We start from the raw sequence: 21664 nt of genomic DNA, 5'->3' as shown, positions 1-21664 counted from the left end.
TCGGTGGGCTCGCAGGAGGTTGCCGTGGCCACAGCTCGCCCCGATGCGACACGAAGCGGCACCCGACCTGATCTCGGCACCTACAGCTCTGCGGTCATCGTTCGGCACCCGTCCATGTCCGCACCGAGCCCTGCCTGGTCGGCACGCTTGACGCGCGATGCCCCGCAGAGGGGCGATGTGGGCGCGGGGAGTTGCCGCGGGTCCATGACGGACGGCACATCCAGTGCTCCCGTCAAGAGATCCGGTCAGCGATGACCGGGCGCCGACGTCGTGGGCAGCCGGGCGTGGCCCTGGTCGCAAGAGAAGCGCTGTGCTGGTGGGAACTGCCGTGGTGGGGACGGCAGTTCCCGACTCCTCTCGTCACCTCATGCAGTGCCCTCCGAGACGGCAGAGAGGAACTCGACCACTGCCGTGGTGAATTCTCCGGGGCTCTCGATGTGGCCAAGGTGCCCTGTCCGATCAAGGACCGTGAGCTGTGACCCGGATACCGCCTTGTGGATCATCCTGGCCCAGTGTGGCCCACAGATGAAGTCGTCGTCTCCGACCAGTACCAACGTGGGGGCGGTGACGGCGGACAGTTCTTCTCGTACGTCGAACGCGGGGCCCTCGCCCCAGGAGGGTGCCGCGTACATGCGCAGGGCTTGGCGCCCAGGGGCGAAATCGTCCTCGCGGCCCCAGTAGTCGTGAAAGTAGGCGGGAGCGATCGTGCGCAGTACCGCCGTCGCGCCTTCGTCGTCGAACCGGTCGGGCCGGCTGGTCAGCCCGGCGACGTAGTCGGCCACCTCCGGGTGCTCGGAGACGTGGTGACGGGCGAACTGCTCCAAGTTGGCAACGGCGGTCTGCCAGAAGTCGTCGCCGGTCACCGGAGAGGTGTCGTAGAGGATCAGCGAGCCCACGCGGTCCGGATGATCAAGAGCGTAGCGTTGAGCTACGAACCCACCGTGGGAATGGCCGAGCAAGATGACTTTCGGCAGCGCCAGATGCTCGATCACCGCGTGCAGAAAATGTGTGTACGTGGACAGGTTGTAGCCGCGGGCATCGGCCAGTCGGCCGGACTCACCCGTGCCGACGGGCTCCAGGTACACCATCGTCATGCTTTGCTCCAGCTCGGGAATGCGCAGGTATTCCCAGCCGATACCCGGCCCCCCGGGGTGGACGAGGCATACGGGGCCGGTGCCGGCGACGTGATAGCGCTGGTCTATGACAGAAGTACCCTGCCGGACGGAGACGGTGTGAGTGGCGGGAGAGAGAGGAGAGTCCGGGGCAACGGTTGGACGAGGAAGGGCCATCGGCCCCTGTGCGGCATTCACATCTCCCAGATGCTGCGGCATCCGGGCACTCAGTTCAATACGTTGTGCCCCGCATCACACACTGTCTCGCTGGATTTTCACACTGTGCGGCTGCACGGAGAGCACACGGAGCCGGTCTCGTCGGCGCTAGGACGCAGCGAAGCCGAACACGTCCGCGTAGAACCGCAGTTCCTCTTCGAGGCACATGATGAGCGTCGACTGTCGGCGAAAACCGTGGCCCTCGCCTTCGAAAGTACGGTACTTGTACGGCACCCCGTGCCGGGACAGCGCACCCGTGAAGGCTTCGGCCTGGGACGGCGGGCACACGGCGTCGTCCAGTCCTTGGAAGAGCAGTAGCGGTACGTCTATCCGGCCCACTTGATGGATCGGGGACCGGAGACGGTAGAGATCCGCGCACTGTTTCGGTCCGATCAGCGAGTCCAGGTAGTGCGACTCGAAGTCGTGTGTCCCTCCCGCGGAGAGAGCAAGGAGATCCAGAACGGGACAGTAAAGCGTGGCACAGGCGTACAGATGGCGATCGTGTGCCGCAACCGACAGGGCCGCGGTGAAACCGCCCGCGCTGACGCCTCGGATCGCCACTCGCCCCGCGGCGGCCGTGCCCTCGGCGATCAACTCCTGTGCGACCACGGCACAGTCCTCGACGTCCACCACGCCCCACTGCTCGCGCAGTCGCTCGCGGTAGGCGCGTCCGAATCCCGGCGTGCCACCGTAGTTGACCTCCGCCACGGTGATGCCTCGAGAGGTGAAGTAGGCGATTTCCGGGTTGAGAGCAAGAGGGGCCCGCAGACCGGGCCCCCCGTGCACCCAGATCACCAACGGGGACACTTCGCCGGACGGGCCCGAGAAGGCGGCGTTGCGCGGAGCATGAACCTGCGCGTAAATGGCATGTCCCGCCTGGGCCTTGAACATCCGAGGGACCGGTACCGGCAGGTACTCGGTGTCCACCGCCATCCTGGGCGTACGACTTATGGCCCGGGCGGCCAGGGAGTCCGCGTTCACCTCCATCACCTCGTAGGGAGTGAAGCGTCCCGCCGCCACCCCGACGATTCGGTTCCCAACGGCGTCGATATGGGGCAGCCACTCGTCTTTCGGGCCAGGCACGTCGACGTACTGCCCGCGCGCGGGGTCCAGGACGGCGAGCCGCTGGCCTCCCACGCCATGGAGGATGGCGAGACGGCCGTCGGCAAGTGGGCGGAACCACCGGAGCCCCAGGCGTTGCAGACCAGCGAACTCCTCCTCGGCCCGGTGCAGCGAACGCTTGTCGCCTGTGTCCGGGTCCACCTCGTACAGGTTCCACCACCCGGTGCCCTCACAAGCCACGAGCAACGTGCCGACGGCAGACCACTCCACTTGCGCCACCGGGTCGCCCGGCCCTCCGGTCAGCGTTGTCCCACGCTGCAAGGAACCGTCGTCGGTCACCTCGGCGATACACAGTTCAGCCGCGTCCCACGGCATGTGGGGATGGTTCCAGGCGAGCCACACGGCACGTCGTCCGTCAGGCGAGAGTTGTGCTTGAGTGACGAAACGATGGTCCGTCGCCGACAGCTCCCGGACGACGGAGCGGTGGGCGGCGGCCGCGCCACTGAGCGGTACGGCAGCATGAACCCTCCGTACATCGCTGGGGCCGTCCCCTGTGAACTCCTCCATCACGCAGCGCACTTCGCCGCGCGCCAGATCGAGCACCGGCTCGGCCCAACGGATGCCTCCGCCCACCGGTGAAACCGGGGTCAGCGCGATGGGCGCGGTGCTGCCCCCGTCGTGCAGACGAAATGTGTACAGTCGCTGGTCGGCATGGTTGACGAAGACGACACGTGTGTCTGCACCATCCTGGGCGGCGGTCCAGGGCCGGCCGCCGTATTCGATGACTCGACTGCGCACGTCCCACGGGGCGGGCAGAAGCGATTCCGTCGTACGGTCGGCTCGACCGCGCACGAGCGCCGACCGGCCTTCCTCCTTGGGACGAGGCTCCACCCACCACGCCTCGCCGTCGACCAGACCGACGTACGACGGTGCCGCGATCTGTCCTGCGGCAACACCAGCCGTCGCGGCCGCGCTGTCGACGGGGGAGCCCCATGACCCGAAAGGCGCCGGTGTCGTCACGGCATCACCTTCACTGGGACCTGGGGGCGTCGCGCTCACAGACACCATGCTTTCCTCATCCTCGAGCTGGGTGATGGGCTGTCGTCGACAGCATGCTTTCCTCTTCACACTGCGAAGGGGAGTCTCGAACCTACACGAGATGTGACAACACAAGGTGCGATAGTGTTTCGTCGCCTCAAGGAGGGCACGGTTCTACTCGTTGTCCTCGAGTTTCCTGCTCCGAGCGAAAGGTGATTGCCGTGGCCGAGCTGTTCTACGACGCCGACGCCGACCTGTCCGTCATCCAGGGCCGCAAGGTCGCGGTCATCGGTTACGGCAGCCAGGGCCACGCCCACGCGCTGTCGCTCCGTGACTCGGGTGTCGACGTGCGTGTCGGCCTGCACGAGGGCTCCAAGTCCAAGGCCAGGGCCGAGGAGCAGGGCCTGCGCGTGGTGACGCCGTCCGAGGCCGCCGCCGAGGCCGACGTCATCATGATCCTCGTCCCGGACCCGGTCCAGGGCCGGGTCTACGAGGCGTCCATCGCCCCGAACCTGAAGGACGGCGACGCGCTGTTCTTCGGCCACGGCTTCAACATCCGCTTCGGCTTCGTCCAGGCCCCGGTCGGCGTGGACGTGTGCATGGTGGCCCCCAAGGGCCCGGGCCACCTGGTGCGCCGTCAGTACGAGGAGGGCCGCGGGGTTCCCTGTCTTGTTGCGGTGGAACAGGACGCCTCCGGCAACGGCTTCGCGCTCGCGCTGTCGTACGCCAAGGGCATCGGTGGCACCCGCGCCGGCGTCATCAGGACGACCTTCACCGAGGAGACCGAGACCGACCTGTTCGGTGAGCAGGCCGTCCTCGCGGGTGGTGTCACCGCCTTGGTCAAGGCGGGCTTCGAGACGCTGACCGAGGCCGGCTACCAGCCGGAGATCGCGTACTTCGAGTGCCTGCACGAGCTGAAGCTCATCGTCGACCTCATGTACGAGGGTGGCCTGGCGAAGATGCGCTGGTCGATCTCCGAGACTGCCGAGTGGGGCGACTACGTCACCGGCCCGCGGATCATCACGGACGCGACCAAGGCCGAGATGAACAAGGTCCTCGCCGAGATCCAGGACGGCACCTTCGCCCGTGAGTGGATGGCCGAGTACCACGGCGGTCTGAAGAAGTACAACGAGTACAAGCAGAAGGACGCCGAGTCCCTGCTGGAGACCACCGGCAAGCAGCTGCGCAAGCTGATGTCGTGGGTGAACGACGAGGCTTGAGCCTCCTGCGGCTCGTGTGAAGTGTTGGATGCGTGATTCCGGCGCGGAGTCGGCACGCTTCAGAACACGGGAACGGACCGTGACCGAGTCGACGCCTGGTCAACTGCAGCCGAAGCCAGCAGGGATTTCCGACAGAGAGCACCAGCGCCCTGAGCCCATGACACACGCCTTGGAGGTGCCCGGACAGTTTGTTGTGACACAATGTGTGGAGTGTTAGTGTGGAAATCTCGCTTGTGTTCCGAGCGGATCGTGTGGCTGCGGGCCGTCCGAGACGCCGACAAGAGACCCTTGAGACCGGCATGGAAGAGAATCGGCAATGACGACACTGCACCTCACCCTGCTCGGCGCGGTCCGCGAACTCACGGCCGTAGAGCTGCCTGCCGTCGCTTCCGTCCACAACGGCCGTTCCCTGCGCCGCTTCGCGCTGGAGCTCCATGTGCCGGACGAACGGCACGAGGAGCTGGACGCCGAGCTCCGGGCGGCCTCCACGGCCAACGGAACGCACATTCAGGGGACTGACGCGACCTGGCGCGTGTCGGAGGACTGGACCGCCGTCTCCCAAGGACGCAGACCCGAGATCTACATCTACAAGGCGGAGATCCAGGAGGTCGAGGAACTCCACGTCTCTGCTCTCGAGATCGAAGGACTCACTCTCGTTCCGATCAGGTACAGAGAGGACGTCAACGAGGAGACGATCACCGCGACGCTCGTCACCGAGGTGTCCGATGAGGACAATGAGCGGCTGGATGAGCTTCTCACGAAGACGCATGAGTTCTTCGACGTCATCCGCCGAGGCATCAGTGACGAACCCCTGCGCATGCGCTTCGGGCGTCGCGTGTGGCAGCGGGCCGGGGAAGGAGCCCGTCGTCACAACCTGGTGCTGATCGCCGATGAGGACAAGTCACGAGCGGCGCCCGATCCTCTTTGGCTGGCGAACCAACCGCAACTCGACCGGACCATGGAGAAGGCGTGCGCGAATACCAACGCGCTGACTCTGCTACTGGAAGAGCTGCGGTCCAAAGGTGTCCTGGACAAGGATGCCTTTCACGCGATCAAGCATGCTGCCTCCGCGCATCCGTTGACACACCAGGAGAAAAGCGAGTTGTCTCGAACTGATCGCCTGGACGACTACTGGCGTTGAGGCCACGCGCAAGGCCAGTTCTGTCATCCAGCACACTTTCACGCGGATCCGAAGTGATCAGATGACACATCTGCCGCTGCCGGCCGGAAGGGAAACGCTCATGACCGGAGACGTCGCGGAACCGGTGCCTCAGATGGTTCTGTCCCCGCTGACCAGCGCGGCGATCTTTCTCGTCGCGACGATCGACAGCGGCGGCGAGACCATCGTCCGTGAGCTGCTGTCCGACATCGGCTCGCTGGAACGGGCCGTGGGATTCCGCGCCGAGCCCGACGGCAGATTGAGTTGCGTCACCGGCATCGGTTCGCACGCCTGGGACCGCCTGTTCTCCGGGACGCGTCCCGCCCGGCTTCACCCCTTCCGGGAAGTGAACGGTCCCGTGCACCGAGCCGTCGCCACTCCGGGCGACCTGCTTTTCCACATCCGCGCCTCCCGACTGGATCTGTGCTTCGCGCTTGCCACGGAGATCATGAGCCGACTGCGCCAAGCAGTGACAGTCCAGGACGAGGTGCACGGCTTCAAGTACTTCGACGAACGCGATCTGCTCGGCTTCGTCGACGGAACGGAGAATCCGACTGGTCCCGCGGCGCACGCCGCGGTAGTCGTCGGCGACGAGGATCCGTCCTTCTCGGGCGGGAGTTACGTCGTCGTGCAGAAGTACCTGCACGACCTCGACGCATGGGAGGAACTGTCCGTAGAGGCGCAGGAGAGAGCAATTGGCCGCCGAAAGCTGTCCGACGTGGAGCTCGCCGACAGCGTCAAACCTGCGGATTCACACGTCGCCCTCACCAGCCTCACCGACGCGGACGGCAAAGAACTCGAGATCCTACGTGACAACATGCCCTTCGGCGCCGTGGGGCGTGCGGAGTTCGGCACGTATTTCATCGGCTACGCCCGCACCCCCGAGGTGACGGAGAAGATGCTGGAGCAGATGTTCCTGGGCACAGCGTCGGCGCCGCACGACCGCATATTGGACTTCTCCGTCCCGGTGACAGGTTCCATGTTCTTCGCGCCGGCTGCGGACTTCCTGGAGGGACTTCCCGAGCCGCCGACTGCTGGGGCTTCCGCCGTCATTCCTTCGGAGAGCAGGGACCCGTCATCCCGATCCCCGACGGAGTCGGCTGTCTCGTGATCGGAATGAGCCGTCCCACCCTCGTACGTCATCCGAGATGACGACACTGCTTCTGACCGTGGTACCAGGTGGTGCCAAGCCCTCCGTCCGTGAAAGCGATGACGACATTGGATTTCAAGCTGGAAGTTGTGGTTCTGCCTGTCTCCGACGTGGACCGGGCCAGAGCGTTCTACGAGGCGGTGGGGTTCCGCCTGGATGCTGATCACGTCACCGATGACACCTACCGGGTGGTGCACATGACTCCCCCCGGCTCGCCGTGTTCGATTCTCTTCGGTGTCGGGGTCACCACTGCAACTCCCGGTTCGGCGCAGGGGCTCCACCTCATCGTTTCCGACATCGTGAAGGCCCACGAAGAGCTTCTCGGCAGGGGTATAGAGATGGGCGGGATCTTCCACGACACGAGCGAGATATTCCACCGCTGCACGGATGAGAGGCGAGTCAGCGGCCCTGATCCGCAACGCCGCAGTTATTGCTCATATGCGGCGTTCAGCGACCCGGACGGCAACGGATGGGTGCTTCAGGAGGCAACGAACTGAAATCAGCCGCTCACGCGACGCGCGTTCTCGCGCGATGCCACCGCGATCCCCTTGGGGGAGCGGCTTCTCGGGTTCGCCCACGGTCACAGGGCGGTCCCCGGCTCCTGTTCTGGTGTCGGCCTGTCCGAGACCGAGCCGGCGCGGTCTCGGCCCGCGTTTGCTCAGGTGCTCGGCGATCCAGCGCGGCTCGGCAACGTCCGAGTCTCCTCGGTGGCCGTACGGGCCACCGAGGGGACTCCGTGGCCGACATCGCACATGAGAGCCCGCTGTACGGAGTCATTGGGCGTCGGTCCGGGACGAAAGCGGGCGGATCCGTCAGGTCGCATGCCGGGCCCCGACGACCCGGGACGACAGGCTCCGTGCGGTTGCTCAGTCCGTCAGTGGTGGTGCGTCGCCGCGTGGCCGGGGCCGGCGTCTTCTGAGTCGCCCGAGCGGGACTCGCCGTCATCGGGCCCGGACGCCGTGTGGCGCAGCTTCCGGAGGGTCTCGGAGATCGACTCGATGCGTGCGTCCACCGTGTGGATGGCCTCTCGGAGATGGCGCAGCCGCCCCTCGAGCAGGGCGGCCTCTGCCGCCAGCGACGCAGTCGCGGCGACGGGATCGGCATGTCGGTCGGTGCCTCGGAGCATCTTGCCGCCCTCCCTCGGTTCGTGCCGGAAATCCGTCGGCGGGCCTTCGGTGATCGGCCGAGTGCCTCGACTGATTTGCGTCCCTGCCATGCTGCTTCCTCCTCGCTGCGGGGCCCGGATGGATGCCATCCCAAGCTGCTGACACTCGATTGACCGCGTAGCGGGAGGAGCTGTGACAGCTGTCGACGATCGGCCGCGCCCGTACGCAGGACGCGGCCGTAGTGCGGCGCGCTGGGCTACTGGAACTTGCAGCCGGGGTTGGGGGCGTCCTCGGCGAACGGGGCGCCGTGCGGCAGCACGTAGAGGACTTCCAGCACGACGTCCGTCGTGCCACGGTTCTGGCCCAGGTGCACGTGGTTCGCTCCCGACGGTTCCTTGAGGGAGCTGCCCTGGTCGTATACGCCGTCGGATGCGCACGTGGCATCGAAGTGACTCAGCGTTCCCTGCTTGACATATGCGTACAGGGTGCCGTCGTGGTAGTGCCAGCCTGTTCCCTGGCCGGGCGGAATGGTGACCTGTCGGAGGATGTAGTCCCGGTTCCCGATGGTCCTCTGGTCAAGGACCTTGCCGGTGACGCCGGGACCTCCGGGAGTCGCTTGGGCGACCGCCGAGGTGAGTGAAAGCGTGGTGCACGCTGCACCGACAGCTGCTGCACGCAATATCTTGCGCATGATGATGCCTTTCGGGACGTGGGGATGTGGCGACCGCCCAGAGGTGGGAGGGCACTCGGGAGCGTGTTGGTTGGGGCATGCCCGAACCGAAAGGCGGCCGGGGTCGCGACGGAACCGTCTGGGTAAAAGCGGTTCCGCGCCGCAAGGTTGCGACGGTCGTGAAGGTGGTGGCGAGGACGGCGGGAGCCGTGACCGGGGGAAGGACGTCGGCCTTGGCGGGCTGCTGCGCGGCCCGCCGGTGCAGTAGCTACACGCAGGCGATAAGGACGCGGTGATAGCCACGATTGCTCCCCTGGCTCCGGGTGGTCACTGACTAGGACCAGGTCCGACGGTGGTTTGTGACATCGCGAAGGCAACGGCAGCGCTCGCCAGGCAGTTGCTCACGCGTGTGAGGACGGTGAGCGCGCGAGTGTGAACAGCGCGGAATGTCCGCAGGGTCGGTCAGGGGAAGCTCTGAGCGACGCCTCGTTGGCCAATGTCAGCAGGGCAGAGAGACGGCGTCCGGTGTCAGAAGAGCCTCCAGGGACGCGATGTCCCCGGTACGCGCTGCCGATACGAAGGTGTTGAGAAGTTGCCGGTGCTCGGCCGCGTCCACGCTCTCCTGATGGTCGTCCGAGAGGTGCTTACGGGCCCGGCTCACGACTTTGCGCACGTTGACGACGGTGAACCCCAGTATCTCCGCGATATCGGAGTAGGCGTAGTCGAATGCCTCACGCAGCACGTAGGCGGCCCGCTCGGTCGGATTCAGCTTGCCCAGCACGAGGAGCAGGGCCACTTCGAGGGCCTCAGCCCGCTGCGCGCCCACCTCCGGGTCGTTGCTCGTGTCGATGGGCTCGGGTAGCCATGGGCCGATGTAGGTCTCACGCCGCACGCGGGCGGACTGGGCCACGTTGATGGCCAGCCGGGTGGTTGCTTTGGACAGGAACGCGACGGGACTCACCACCGCGGAGCGGTCTGTCTTCTGCCAGCGCAGCCACACCTCCTGGACCACATCCTCGGACTCCACCGCGCTTCCCAGCAAGCGGTACGCGATACCGAACAGACGTGGGCGGAGCTCCACGAAGACAGAAACGGCCTCGTCCATCGTGCTCGCGGTGGAGGGCTTGTCAAGATGCATGTTCCTCTGTCCCCGTTCCTCTCAGGACCGGTGCTGTCGATGGCACACTCGTTGGATCACCGTGTGACGGCACGGTCCCCGTGGCCGCCTGGACACGGTTGCTCTGGCTGCATGCGCACAGGGGAGGGCCGGCCGACACAGAGTCCGGCGTCACCACAAGGCGGGCACCAGGTCGTTTGCGTCATCTCTTTCGACCGGGCAGACCTTCATTCCGTTACAGGTCTGCCATCGTTGGTTGTCCGCGGCGAGCACAAACGTCGAGAACTCGTAGAGCATGCGGATGCATCGCACTGCCACTTTCGACAGAGCGATCACACTATGTTGACGACGCCCTCAGTCCCGGTCTGTCGCGGGCACGTTGTTCGACCCACCAGGCCCACCGGATACACCAGGCATCTGAGGTACGCCGGAAGAGGCATCCGGCTGGTTCCAGGTCCGCAGCTTGTCGGGGTTCAGGACGGCCCAGACCTGGACGACGTGGTGGTCGGCTATGTCGAAGCTGATCACGGCGGCGACGCGGCCGTCATAGCGCACGACGACCCCCGTCCGGCCGTTGACGGAGTGAAGGTCAAGTGCGGTACGCGGGCGGTGGGAGAGAAGAGTGAGCAGGCTGCGGGCGACCTTCAGAGCGCCGTGGACCGGCCGGACCAGAGCCCGCACCTTGCCGCCGCCGTCGAAGAAGGCCGTGGCGTCAGGGGCCAGCAAAGATGACAAAAGGGCCGAGTCCTCAGCGGCGCAGGCCTCACGGAACGCCCGGACCATCCGGTCGTGTTGCTGCGGCATGGTGGGACTCGAACGCCTGAGCCGCAGCGTGCGACGGGCTCGTTCGGTAAGTTCCCCGATTTCCCGTTCCGTCTGGCCCACGATCTCGGCGACCACCTGTGGCGGCATCCCGAAAGCATCATTGAGGACGAATGCTGCCCGCTCGGCCGGGGACAGGGAATCCAACGCGGTCAGCAGAACCTCGCTGACCTCGTCCGCCAAAGAGGGACAAGTCTTCGCTGTCGTACAACCGGCTGCCGCCGCCGCACCCGGCCCTCGCCGCTCGGGCAGGTTCGGCCACGTCAGGCAGAGGGCGCCCGCCGTCTTCATCAGCCAGAGGAGCGGCTCCGCGATCCGCGCCCTCTCCGTATCGGACAGGCCGTACCACCGCCGATAGGTCTCGGTGACGACTTCGTCGGCATCAGGACCTGTGCCCAACATCCAGTAGGCGACGTCCAGCAGATGCTGCCGCTCGCCAAGCATCTCCGCGATCGGCACCGTGTCATCGGCCTGCTCCATACGGCATCTTCCCTCTCACGCGGCCCTCCATCGCCAACACCGCGACGCCTCGGCCGACCTCCGGAGCGACCTCGGTGGACCGAGCGCGCTGTCCAGACCTGTTCAACGTTTCGTGACGCTGTTCTCGCCAGTGCAGACCGGACGGGTATGGATCATGTGACACGGGGCGTAACGCGGAGGAGGGAGTGGGCCGCGCAGCGCTCTCGCACTTTCCGGGACTGAGTGACGACCTTGTATGTGACAGGGACCGGCCGGGCCCGCACCTCTCAAGCCCGCCTCGACGAGGGTCATATGTCACACATTCGATGAGCGTCCTGTCATAAGGGCGAAAGGCGGTAAGTGGGACTGTCGAGTCAACCGGCAGCCCCGTCCGGCAGTTGGCACCCGGCACGTACACATCGCCGGTCGGCCTCCTACCTGGCTTCCGCGGCGCAGCAACGAAGCTCACCGCGCCGCCGTACACGGCGCCCCAGCCCCGCCTCAGCAGTGGGCTGTCGCGGGCCGCCGACCATCAGCGCCGCGCTCCTTCCGAAGAAGTCGGAGCGTCTGCGCAACCTCGAAAGGTATCTGCATATGTTCCGCTCATCCCTCGCCCGCCGGTCCCGTACCTCGCTCACCGTTGTCGCCGGGGCCAGCATCGCCGCGGGCCTACTGGCCGTCGCAGTCGCCCCCGCCTCCGCCGACAAGGGCGTTCATGAACAGGGTCCCAAGCCCACGGTCGTCCTGGTCCACGGTGCTTTCGCCGACTCCACCAGCTGGAACGATGTCATCAAGAGGCTTCGCCGCGACGGATATCCGGTCATCGCGGTCGCCAACCCGCTGCGGTCCCTGAGGGGCGACTCGGCCTATCTCAAGGACGTCCTGGCGGGCATCGACGGTCCCGTCGTTCTGGCCGGGCACTCGTACGGCGGCTCGGTCATCAGCAACGCAGCCACGGGCAACAAGAACGTCAAGGCGCTGGTCTACCTCGCCGCGTTCCTCCCCGAGAAGGGCGAGAGCGCGGCCGACCTGTCGGGCAAGTTCCCCGGCAGCACCCTCGGCGAAGCCCTCCGCTCAGTGCCGTTCACCGAGACGGACGGCTCCCAGGGCACCGACCTCTACATCCAGAATGACAAGTTCCGTCACCAGTTCGCCGCCGACGTGCCCCGTAACAAGACCGACCTGATGGCCGTCACCCAGCGACCCATCACCAACGCCGCCCTGACCGAGGGTGCCGCCGAGCCGGCCTGGAAGACGATTCCCTCCTGGGTCCTGGTTGCCACGCAGGACCTCAACATCCCGGCCAAGGCTCAGGAGTTCATGGCCAAGCGGGCAGGTGCTCACACCACGGAGGTCCGCTCGTCGCACGCGGTGAGCGTCTCACAGCCCGGAAGGGTCACCGACGTCATCGAGGACGCTGCGCACTCGGTGCGCTGACGCCTCTTACGCATGTCGCTCATGGATCGGGACGCACCAGACGGTCCGTCCCGATCCATGAGCGTCTGGTGCCGGCCCCTCGCGGGCGGGCCCCGTCAGATGTCGGGGACAGCGAGGCCCCTTCCGACCTGCAAGGGCACACCACCACGGCCGGCGCCGGACAAGTGTCCCGGTACCGGCCGCCTTGCGGTCAAGAGGAGCGGAGCGGATCCCGAGCCCTGGCCGGTCTCCGGTTCTACTGCGCCGCCGCGCGATCCAGTCGGTGAATCGCGTTTCGCCGAGGCGCGCGTCCGGACCGGGCAGCAGCGTCTCTCCTCCAACTGGGCGCCGAAGTAGGGGGCGTTGGAATCGGAGACGACCGTGCGCGGGTCGTTCTTGGCGGCCAGGCCCTTGCGGATCGTCCAGCTGGAACGCGTCAGGTCCGGCGACCTCGACGACACCTCCCACCGGCTCACCGACGGCAGTACGGCCCACCGCGGCGGCGGCGTCGGAGTGGACGGCCTGGATCGCGATGGGGCCAGGTGCGCCGTGTTGTCGTCCGTGGTGGCGGAGTCCGCGATGCCCTTCATGAACTCGAAGAACCGGGTGACGTGCACGATGGAGAACGGAACACCGGAGTCCCTGATCAGCTGCTCCTGCGCCTGCTTGGCACGGAAGTAACCACTCTCCTGGAGCCGCCCTGTGCCCACCACGGACGGCGCGAATGGTGCGTTACACCGGGCTCCTTCGCGGTGCGCGGCGCGTGGTGGCGGCATGGCCCGGACCACGCTTCTCGACGCTGTGTGTCACAGATCCGACGCCTCGCCTGTCTCATGTACGAACCGGACCGGCCCGTATTAAAAGGGGTGCACCGTGCCGTGTGCCGCATCGTGCCCCTCCTCCTGATCAGATGACGCGACGCCGACTCAGCCAACGCATCGGGTGCTGAGCGCTTGCCGGAGGGTGTCGGGAGAAGTGTCGACTTGCCACATGAGAGACCACATATGATCACCTCCTTCCCATGGCCGGACGTGCCTGCCGGCCTGCCGTGCCCAGGGGATGTCGAGCAGGATGCCCGTCCGCTGGTGGACTTCGCCTTCCGCCGTGACGTCACCCTGTTCCTGGTGTCGCACGACGAGCAGGACGCAATCCTCGTCCGGCGCCTTCTGGCTCCGAGCCGGCTGACCGAGTCGCTGGTCTGGCATCGTCACCTCCGGGAGGCCCGCTTCTTGTCCGCATCGCGCGGCGCTCCGGTGTGCATCCTGGTGGGAAGTACACCCGTGGGGCAGTCGTTGTCCGATGTCGTCGGCTGGATACGCCGAAGAGCCCCCCGCGCGGCCGTACTTCTCCTCGGCGGCACGAGGAAGCAGACCGCCAGGAATCCGTACGTCGGCATCACCCCTCTCGCCGGGTGGGTACAGGGCTGGGTCGATCACCGGCGGACGGCACCCCTCGAGTTCCGCCGGGAGATCTGGCTGGCCCTTGAGCGTGCCCATCGGGACACAGCACCGGCCGCAGTACGGGTCGAGGAGCTGATCGCACAGGACAGTGCCTTGCTGGAGCGGGGCCTGCTTCCCGACGTGACCCTGCGCGGCGACGGCTTCACCACCGGCCTGCACTATGCGCCTGGTCGCTCGCACGCCCTGCTGGGGGGCGACTTCTGCGACGTTGTGCAGACCGACGACTCCACGGTCCACGTCGTGATGGGCGACGTCTCCGGGCACGGCGCTGCCGAGGCTGCCCTGGCCGTCCACTTGCGCCTGGCTTGGCGCACCGCCGTGCTGTGCGGGCAGAGTCAGCTGGGACAACTGCGCCTGCTCGAACGGATTCTGGTCGACGAACGGCCGGACGAGGACACCTATGCCACCGTCGTCTCCCTGGTGTTCCCTCCCCATGGGCGGTCTGTCCGGATGATCAGCGCAGGCCACCCCGGGCTGCTGCACCGGCACTCGGGCAAGGTCAGCTGGGTGGAGCCGCAGCCGGGCATCGCGCTGGGCCTCTTTCCCGGACGGGGGGACTGGTCCGAGACCGAGATGGCCCTCGCAGACCGGGACAGCGTGGTGCTCTTCACCGACGGACTCTACGAAGGCCGTACCGCAGGCGGAAGGCTCGGTGAGGAGGGACTGCTTCGCCTGGCGGCCCAGTACGCCCACCTGGAACCCCAGGCTTTCGTCGATGCCCTGGTGCGGGGCGCGTCGCTGCTGGCCGCCCCCTTCGGGGGACTGCTGGACGACGTGGCTGTCCTGCACCTGGGCTGGAACAGGCCCGGCCGAGTCTGAGCCCCGTGGACCCGGGCGCCGTGGGGAATTCCGCACGCGTGCAGCCGGTCCCGGTTCCCCAGTGAAGAGAGCCAGGACCGGCCGGCGGGACGGGAACACCTCACCGCCTCCGCGAGAGCCGGCGTGGTCCGTCGACTCGCCGGCATGCCTCACCCCGCGGCATCAGGGAACAGGCAGCCCTCGAACCGGCAGCCTCCGGGATGCCCGTGACCGTCATCGGACAGCGGGCCGCGTCCGCTCCGTCCACCAGCCGGTGGTCAACGGACTGCGGCCGCTGCCGTGGGTGTCGGGGCGGAATCGGACGGTGGCGGGGGCGTGCGCGCCGGGATCGCGTTCGGCGTGCCGATGACGGCAAGCCTGGCGCGCCGACCTCGGCGGTCTCGTCCGCACCGAACGTGTCGACCACGGTCCGCGTCACGCAGGCCCCGGTTGCGGCACCGCCCGCTCACTGGTCGAGGCCGTAGCGGGCGGGCACGGGCCTGCGCGACGGTTTTCGGGGCGACCTGCCCGGTCCTGACCAGCCGGTACAGCGCTGTTACCACGTGCCGCCCTGGTGGAGGCAACGCACATTGAGCCGGTGACCGGCACGATCTCCACCCCGTGGCCGCGGAGCCCGGCGACGGTCCTCGCGGTGATGATGCCGGCGGCGCATGCCACGACGACTCCCCTCCGAACGTCTGTGAGAGGGCCGAGGCCCCCGATCACGCTGCTATTCGACGAAGTACGAGTCGTGCCTGTCGAAGAACGCGGCACGCTCCTCCTCCGAGGCATGCGCCAGCTGCGACACCTGTTCGAAGTACTCCTCACGTGGTGCGCCCGGCGTGAACAGCAGCAGCATGTCGGCCGGGGCGTCGGAGTCGTTGCGGAAGGCGTGCAGCCCGCCCTGGGGCACATGCAGGAAATCACCCTTGCGCGTGTCGACCCACTGCACACCGTCGAACACCCGCACCGTGCCGTCCAGGATGTAGAACGACTCCGAGATCCGCTTGTGGAAGTGCTTCTTGGGTCCTCCCGCCCTCGGTCTCATCTCCACCCGGTACAGGCCGAACTCACCCCGCGTGGTGTCAGTGGTCGCCAGATAGTGAGTGGCGTCCTTGCCGGTTCCGCTCTCGCCGATGGCCGGAGGTGTGGTGGCAGGCCGGAAGACGGCGCTGACCTCGCCGTCCTCTCCCCAGTACTTCTGCTCCGGATACGGGTACGACATGTCGCGATTCCTTTCGTGCGACGGACACGCTGTGACGCGTCGGCGCGGGCCGCTGAACAGCGATCCTCTCAACAAAGAGACCGACCAACACCCACCGGTGTGACACAGGGCGCCCCGGGGGAGACGTCAGTCGACGACGTGGGGATGGGCGAACCGCGACACCAGCGGGGGCTCCATCAGCCAACTGTGCGCCCGCCCGCGCAACGGACGACGGGGCGTGTCGGCCTGCCGCAGCGTGCCGAAGGCCACCAACGCCCCGATGGCCAACAGGCCCGCACACAGCGGCATGGCCCGGCTGAACGACGCGTCGAATGCGGCGTCTGATCGGTAGGCGTCCGGACCCATCCCCACCAGCAGTGGCAGCGCTGCCACGGCGACCAGGCCGGAGGCGCGGGCCGCGGTGTTGTTGATGCCACTTGCCAGCCCGGCGTTCGCGGCCTCCACCGAGGACAGCAGAGTGACGCTCAGCGGGGCGACCATGATGACCATGCCGGTGCCCATCACCATCAGGGCGGGCAGGACGTCGTGGAGGTAGGACGTGCCGGGGCCGACCCGCAGCATCATCAGCATGCCGGCCCCGCACAGCAACGGGCCGACGGTGAGGGGGATCCTCGGCCCCAGCCGTTGGGCGAGCATGCCTGCGTGGGAGGAGAACAGCATCATCAGCACCGTATTGGGCAGCATGGCCGCGCCGGCTGCCAGCGCCGAGTACCCGACGACGATCTGCAACTGCAGAGCGGTCAGGAAGTAGAACCCGCCCGTGCCCGCGTACACGCACAGCGTGATCAGGTTGACGGAGCGGAACTGCCGGGACGAGAAGACCGACAACGGCATCATCGGGTCCTTGCTGTGTCCCTCCACCACAAGGAACGCGCAGGCCGCCACGACGCTGCCGACGGCCGCGGCCAGGACCACCGGTCCGCCGTCCCGGGCCTCGGTCAGTGCGTAGGTGGCCAGGGCGAGGGTCACGGCACCCAGCACGGCGCCGGGGATGTCGAAGCCGAGCCGCGCTCTTTCACCGGCGACGACTGCGAGCCTGTCCTGCCGGGGCGTGCCCACGGATTCCGGGACGTGGCGTAGCGCGACGGGCAGGCACACAAGCGCCGGCACCGCGCTGAGCAGGAAGGTCCAGCGCCAGCCGGGGCCGTCCACCAGCCAACCGCCCAGAAACGGCCCGAGGGCCGCGCCGATACCGCCGAATCCCGACCACAGGCCGATCGCGCGGGGCCGGTCGTCCGGGTGGAACGAGGCCTCGATGATCGCCAGTGAGCCGGGGGTGATCAGGGCGCCGCCGACGCCCTGCAGTGCTCGGGCGGTGATCAGCGTGGTGGTGTCGGGGGCCAGACCGCACAGCAGGGATGCCACCGCGAACCACACGATGCCGATGACGAAGAGACGACGCCGTCCGAAACGGTCGCCCAGCGAGCCGCTCAGCAGGATCAGGGCCGCCAGAGTGAGCATGTAGGCGTTCGCGGTCCACTGCAGAACACCGAGGTCGGCATCGAAGTCGGCGCCGATGTGCGGCAACGCGACGTTGGTCACGGTGGAGCCGAGCATCACCACGCTGGATCCCAGAACGGTGGCCAGCAGGGTCCACCGGCCGCGCGCGGTGGCGATACGGAGGGGACCCCGATCGTCCGGAGACGGAGCTGAAGTCATGTCGTGTCCTGGCGTCAGTTGGCGAAGCCGTCGTGTCCGGCGTGTTCCTGTCGCAGGGCGCGCACGTCACGCACGGCGGCTGCGAACGCCTCCGGGCGTTCCTGCGGGAGGTTGTGACCGGCGTCCGGCACTTGCCGGTGCAACCGGGGGCCGGTGAAGTGGTGAGCGCTGGAGGAACCGTCCGTCGACGGGAAGTTGCCGTCGGCCAGGCCGTCGAGGGTGATGGTGGGAACCGTGATCGCGGGCAGCTCGGCGAGACGTCTCTCGAGATCCACGTATGCCTCGGCGCCCGGCGCGAAGCCGAGCCGGTGCCGGTACGAATGGATGACGACGTCGGTGTAGTCGGGATTCCGGAATGCCTCCGCGGCTCGGGCCAGATCTTCTTCCTCGAACGGCCATCGGGGGGAGTTCCGTTTCCAGATGACCCGAGCGACACCCGCGGGATCGGCGGCCAGACCGGCCTCGCCTCGCTCGGTGAGGAAGTAGTAGAAGTACCAGAACCCGGCCTCCAGTTCAGGGGCCACGGGGGTCGTCGCCGCGCCGATGTCCTGGATGAGATAGCTGTTGACCGAGACCAGTCCCAGGATCCGCTCGGGCCACAGGGCCGCGGCGATGTTGGCGGCGCGTCCGCCCCAGTCGTATCCGGCTGCGTAGGCCCGCTCGACGCCCAAAGCGTTCATGAGCGCGATGACGTCGGCTCCCAGGGCGGCCTGCTGACCCGAACGAGGGGACGCTTCGGAGAGGAACGCGGTGGGCCCGTGTCCCCGTAGGTAGGGGACGACGACCCGGAAACCGTCCTCGGCGAGTAGCGGGGCCACGTCGACGTAGCTGTGGACGTCGTAGGGGAAACCATGCAGGAGCAGCACAGTGTCGCCGTCCGCGGGGCCCGTCTCGTAGTAGGCGACCTCCAGCACGTCGGTTCTGACTCGTCGCAGCGGAGCGAGTGCGGGGCGATCTGGCATGAGAGTCCTCTGGGTTCCGGTACGAGTGGGGTGGCCACGGTCCGCGGGCGTGCGGGACACCAGGGCAACATCGGCGGCCGCTCGGCGCGGCGTCCGTCTCCTGGCCGAGGACCAGGACGGCCAGGAGACGGACAGTTGCTACGCGGTGCGCCCCGAGCGGACGTCTCAGCCGAACATGCCGGGCTTGTAATCGCCCGCGGGCTGCTGGTTGATGACGTTGATGCGGTTGTAGGCGTTGATGACGGCGATCAGAGAGATCAGCGCGGCGAGCTGGTCCTCGTCGTAGTGCTTCGCGGCGTTCGCCCATGCCTCGTCCGACACACCGCCGGCGGCGTCCGCGATGCGGGTGCCCTGCTCGGTCAGCTCCAGCGCCGCACGCTCGGCGTCGGTGAAGACGGTGGTCTCACGCCAAGCGGCCACGAGGTTCAGACGCTGCTGGTCCTCGCCCGCGGCGATAGCGTCCTTGGTGTGCATGTCAGTGCAGAAACCGCAGCCGTTGATCTGGCTGGCACGGAGGTTCACCAGTTCCAGAGTGGCCGGCGGAAGTGCCGAGTGCAGCACACCGGCGGCCGAGTTCAGGTGCTTCAGGACCTTGCCCGCAAGGGCGTTGCCGAAGTAGTTGATACGTGCTTCCACGACGGGATCTCCTCGAATATGGGACCGTTACAACGCACTGACCGGGACCGCCCTCGATCTGTGACAGCGTTCGCCGACGACGCCCGGCTCCGCGGGGCAGGCCACCGGCCGGAGTCCAGTGCTTCGGACGGAGGAAGGCCCGTGCACGGGACGGTCGGGCCGGTAATCACCCGCCTTGGTCCCTTTACCTCGGTGTGTCACACATCGGCTCCTCACCCGGTCTGATGGTGTGGAAGTTCTGTGAAACTCCACCATCTCTGAAAGGAGCACACCGTGAGTGACATCATTCTCGAGCCCGCCGCGCAGGAGTTCGCCGACGCGACCGCCAAACCGCCACTGTTGTACGAGCTCGGTGTTGACGGTGCCCGCAAGCTGCTCGATGACGTGCAGGCCCAGCCCATCGAGAAGCTGGACGTGGACGAGAAGTGGATCACCGTCCCCGCCCACGTGGGTGACGTGAGGGTGCGAATCGTCAAGCCTGTCGGAAGCAGCGGTGTTCTGCCCGTGATCCTTTACGTGCACGGCGGCGGCTGGATTCTGGGCAACGCCGGTACACACGACCGTCTGGTGCGCGAGCTGGCAGTGGGAGCAAAGGCGGCCCTGGTCTTCGTCGAATACGACCGTGCACCTGAGGCGAAGTACCCCGTCGCCATCGAGCAGGCTTACGCCACCGCCCAGTGGATCACCACCAAGGGAAGCGAAGAAGCCCTCGACGGGTCCCGCCTCGTCGTCGCCGGTGACTCCGTCGGCGGCAACATGACCGCGGCCCTCACCCACATGGCCAAGCAGCGCGGTGACGTGACCTTCCTGCACCAGTCGCTGTACTACCCCGTCACCGACGCGGCCCAGGACACCGAGAGCTACAAGACCTTCGCCCACGGCCCGCACCTGACGGCGAAGGCCATGGAATGGTTCTGGGACGCCTACACCACCGACCCGGCCGAGCGCGCCCGGATCACCGCGTCACCCCTGCGCGCCACGCTGGAAGACCTGAGGGGTCTGCCGCCGGCGCTCGTCATCGTCGACGAGAACGACGTACTGCGTGACGAGGGCGAAGCGTACGCCCGCAAGCTCATCCAGGCCGGCGTGCCGACCACGAGCATCCGCTACAACGCCAGCCTGCATGACTTCATGATGCTGAACCCGGTCCGCGGAACCCAGGCCTCGAGCGCGGCGATCGAACAGGCGATCCACGTTCTGCGCAAGGCCCTTGGAACCAGCTGACACCCATCGAGTGGTGATGCCCCGCGGCCGCCCAGGTGTGCCGCGCATGCTGCACCAGTAAAGGAAAGGCCACTCTCGTGAGTGCACTCAAACCAACCATCGTCCTCGTCCACGGCGCCTTCGCGGACTCCTCCAGCTGGAACGGCGTCGTCGAAAGGCTCCAGGCCCACGACTACCCGGTGGTGGCCGCCAGCAACCCGCTGCGCGGACTGGCCGGCGACGCCGATCACGTCAGGCAACTCGTCGCCTCCATCGACGGCCCGGTCGTCCTTGTCGGCCACTCCTATGGCGGGTCGGTCATCAGCAACGCCGCGACGGGACTGAACAACGTCAAGGCGCTCGTCTTCGTCGCGGCCTTCCTGCCCGACGAGGGCGAGAGCGCGGGCACCCTGTCGGGCAAGTTCCCCGGCAGTACCCTCGGAGAGACGCTGCGCCCGGTGCCGATCACGCTGCCCGACGGGAGGCAGGTCGCGGATCTCTATATCGAGCAGAGCAAGTTCCCCCACCAGTTCGCCGCCGACGTCCCCGGCGAGACCGCGGCGGTCATGGCCGCCACCCAACGGCCCGTGACCGATGCCGCGCTGGCAGAGGGCGCTACGGCCCCTGCGTGGAAGGACCTTCCGGCATGGGTTCTCGTGGCCACCGAGGATCGGAACATTCCGCCGCAGGCGCAGACTTTCATGGCTGAGCGTGCGAAGGCCACGTTCGTGAGCCTCAAGGCCTCCCACGCGGTCAGTGTCTCGCATCCCGGTGATGTCGCCCGTCTGATCAACGAGGCGGCGCAGGCGACAGCCTGAGCGGGTGGTTCCCTGAGCACAACACGTCGGGCGGCCGGTCGCGCATGCGATCGGCCGCCCGACGTGTTGTGCTCAGGGAACCACCGATGGGTACCAAGACGAAGCGCACGCAGGTCGCTGTTGCTGAGAAACCGGAGCCTGGTAGCGAAGTTCGTCGTAGCCGAGCTGCGCGCAGCGGGACATCAGTCAGTGACCCTCGCCCGCTCGCAGTGCGTAGATCGGACCAGCGGCGTCGGATTGCAGGGTCTCCGTCGCTCGGCGAACTGGAATCAGTATGTGATCAACGGCGGGAATGGCACGGGAAGTCGCCGACCTCAGCAACTGGGCATGACCGATGTGGCGCGCCGTATCGTGTG

18 protein-coding genes and 1 pseudogene are annotated in these 21664 nt (G+C 67.1%); 8 read left to right on the top strand and 11 right to left on the bottom strand.

Going from position 1 to position 21664, the window contains the following annotated elements:
- Window positions 1–365: 365 nt before the first annotated feature.
- Together BFN33_RS01585 and BFN33_RS01580 are read right to left on the bottom strand one after the other, a co-directional pair.
- Window positions 366–1331, bottom strand: coding sequence for an alpha/beta fold hydrolase (locus BFN33_RS01585; RefSeq protein WP_256122585.1), 966 nt, complete (start codon window positions 1329–1331; stop codon window positions 366–368).
- Between the two features lie 105 nt (window positions 1332–1436).
- Window positions 1437–3563 carry a S9 family peptidase gene (locus BFN33_RS01580; protein WP_370743234.1) on the bottom strand — a complete coding sequence of 709 codons (2127 nt, stop codon included), beginning with the start codon at window positions 3561–3563 and terminating at the stop codon, window positions 1437–1439.
- A gap of 86 nt (window positions 3564–3649) precedes the next feature.
- On the opposite strand from BFN33_RS01580, the gene ilvC reads away from it, so the two are divergent.
- The 4 genes from ilvC to BFN33_RS01560 all read left to right on the top strand — a co-directional run bounded on the left by ilvC (window position 3650) and on the right by BFN33_RS01560 (window position 7454).
- The gene (ilvC, locus tag BFN33_RS01575) at window positions 3650–4648 is read left to right on the top strand and encodes a ketol-acid reductoisomerase (protein WP_069758008.1); all 999 of its coding nucleotides are present in this window, start codon (window positions 3650–3652) and stop codon (window positions 4646–4648) included.
- Between the two features lie 316 nt (window positions 4649–4964).
- Complete coding sequence (locus BFN33_RS01570; RefSeq protein WP_069758007.1) at window positions 4965–5789, top strand: hypothetical protein; 825 nt, start codon at window positions 4965–4967, stop codon at window positions 5787–5789.
- Window positions 5790–5889: 100 nt separating this feature from the next.
- Window positions 5890–6918, top strand: a complete 1029-nt coding sequence (locus BFN33_RS01565; RefSeq protein WP_079140493.1) for a Dyp-type peroxidase — start codon at window positions 5890–5892, stop codon at window positions 6916–6918.
- Window positions 6919–7025: 107 nt separating this feature from the next.
- Window positions 7026–7454 (top strand): VOC family protein, encoded by a 429-nt coding sequence (locus BFN33_RS01560; protein WP_069758889.1) that lies wholly within the window; start codon window positions 7026–7028, stop codon window positions 7452–7454.
- 377 nt (window positions 7455–7831) lie between these two features.
- Here the strand turns inward: BFN33_RS01560 and BFN33_RS01555 are convergent, their stop codons facing one another.
- The 4 genes and pseudogenes from BFN33_RS01555 to BFN33_RS01540 all read right to left on the bottom strand — a co-directional run bounded on the left by BFN33_RS01555 (window position 7832) and on the right by BFN33_RS01540 (window position 11152).
- On the bottom strand, window positions 7832–8083 hold the full coding sequence (locus BFN33_RS01555) for a hypothetical protein (protein ID WP_069758006.1): 252 nt from the start codon (window positions 8081–8083) through the stop codon (window positions 7832–7834).
- Between the two features lie 236 nt (window positions 8084–8319).
- Window positions 8320–8754: a cupin gene (locus BFN33_RS01550; RefSeq protein WP_069758005.1), complete on the bottom strand. Its 435-nt coding sequence runs from the start codon at window positions 8752–8754 to the stop codon at window positions 8320–8322.
- A gap of 487 nt (window positions 8755–9241) precedes the next feature.
- Window positions 9242–9871 (bottom strand): annotated as a pseudogene (locus tag BFN33_RS01545) (sigma-70 family RNA polymerase sigma factor); the annotation flags it as partial.
- 333 nt (window positions 9872–10204) lie between these two features.
- A complete protein-coding gene (locus BFN33_RS01540; protein WP_069758004.1) occupies window positions 10205–11152 on the bottom strand; it encodes a sigma factor-like helix-turn-helix DNA-binding protein in 948 nt (315 codons plus the stop codon).
- A gap of 573 nt (window positions 11153–11725) precedes the next feature.
- On the opposite strand from BFN33_RS01540, the gene BFN33_RS01535 reads away from it, so the two are divergent.
- Window positions 11726–12568 carry an alpha/beta fold hydrolase gene (locus BFN33_RS01535; RefSeq protein ID WP_079140491.1) on the top strand — a complete coding sequence of 281 codons (843 nt, stop codon included), beginning with the start codon at window positions 11726–11728 and terminating at the stop codon, window positions 12566–12568.
- Between the two features lie 95 nt (window positions 12569–12663).
- On the opposite strand, the gene BFN33_RS01530 is transcribed toward BFN33_RS01535, so the two are convergent.
- Window positions 12664–13257, bottom strand: a complete 594-nt coding sequence (locus tag BFN33_RS01530) for a hypothetical protein (protein ID WP_370743233.1) — start codon at window positions 13255–13257, stop codon at window positions 12664–12666.
- A 375-nt stretch (window positions 13258–13632) separates the two neighbouring features.
- Here BFN33_RS01530 and BFN33_RS01525 point away from each other — a divergent pair, with 375 nt between their 5' ends.
- Window positions 13633–14826, top strand: coding sequence for a PP2C family protein-serine/threonine phosphatase (locus tag BFN33_RS01525; protein ID WP_256122584.1), 1194 nt, complete (start codon window positions 13633–13635; stop codon window positions 14824–14826).
- 709 nt (window positions 14827–15535) lie between these two features.
- On the opposite strand, the gene BFN33_RS01520 is transcribed toward BFN33_RS01525, so the two are convergent.
- The 4 genes from BFN33_RS01520 to BFN33_RS01505 all read right to left on the bottom strand — a co-directional run bounded on the left by BFN33_RS01520 (window position 15536) and on the right by BFN33_RS01505 (window position 19287).
- On the bottom strand, window positions 15536–16030 hold the full coding sequence (locus BFN33_RS01520; RefSeq protein ID WP_069758003.1) for a cupin domain-containing protein: 495 nt from the start codon (window positions 16028–16030) through the stop codon (window positions 15536–15538).
- Window positions 16031–16156: 126 nt separating this feature from the next.
- Window positions 16157–17689 carry an MFS transporter gene (locus tag BFN33_RS01515; RefSeq protein WP_069758002.1) on the bottom strand — a complete coding sequence of 511 codons (1533 nt, stop codon included), beginning with the start codon at window positions 17687–17689 and terminating at the stop codon, window positions 16157–16159.
- Between the two features lie 14 nt (window positions 17690–17703).
- Entirely contained in the window at window positions 17704–18651 is a 948-nt protein-coding gene (locus BFN33_RS01510; RefSeq protein ID WP_069758001.1) for an alpha/beta fold hydrolase, read from the bottom strand.
- Window positions 18652–18816: 165 nt separating this feature from the next.
- Complete coding sequence (locus BFN33_RS01505; protein ID WP_069758000.1) at window positions 18817–19287, bottom strand: carboxymuconolactone decarboxylase family protein; 471 nt, start codon at window positions 19285–19287, stop codon at window positions 18817–18819.
- Window positions 19288–19560: 273 nt separating this feature from the next.
- Here BFN33_RS01505 and BFN33_RS01500 point away from each other — a divergent pair, with 273 nt between their 5' ends.
- Complete coding sequence (locus BFN33_RS01500) at window positions 19561–20511, top strand: alpha/beta hydrolase (protein ID WP_069757999.1); 951 nt, start codon at window positions 19561–19563, stop codon at window positions 20509–20511.
- Window positions 20512–20588: 77 nt separating this feature from the next.
- Complete coding sequence (locus BFN33_RS01495) at window positions 20589–21308, top strand: alpha/beta fold hydrolase (RefSeq protein WP_069757998.1); 720 nt, start codon at window positions 20589–20591, stop codon at window positions 21306–21308.
- Window positions 21309–21664 lie beyond the last annotated feature (356 nt).

The sequence above is a fragment of the Streptomyces sp. LUP47B genome, from assembly GCF_001746295.1.
Lineage (GTDB): Bacteria > Actinomycetota > Actinomycetes > Streptomycetales > Streptomycetaceae > Streptomyces.
The sequence above is the reverse complement of the archived record's forward strand: the minus strand, read 5'-3'. Positions and strand labels throughout refer to the sequence as shown.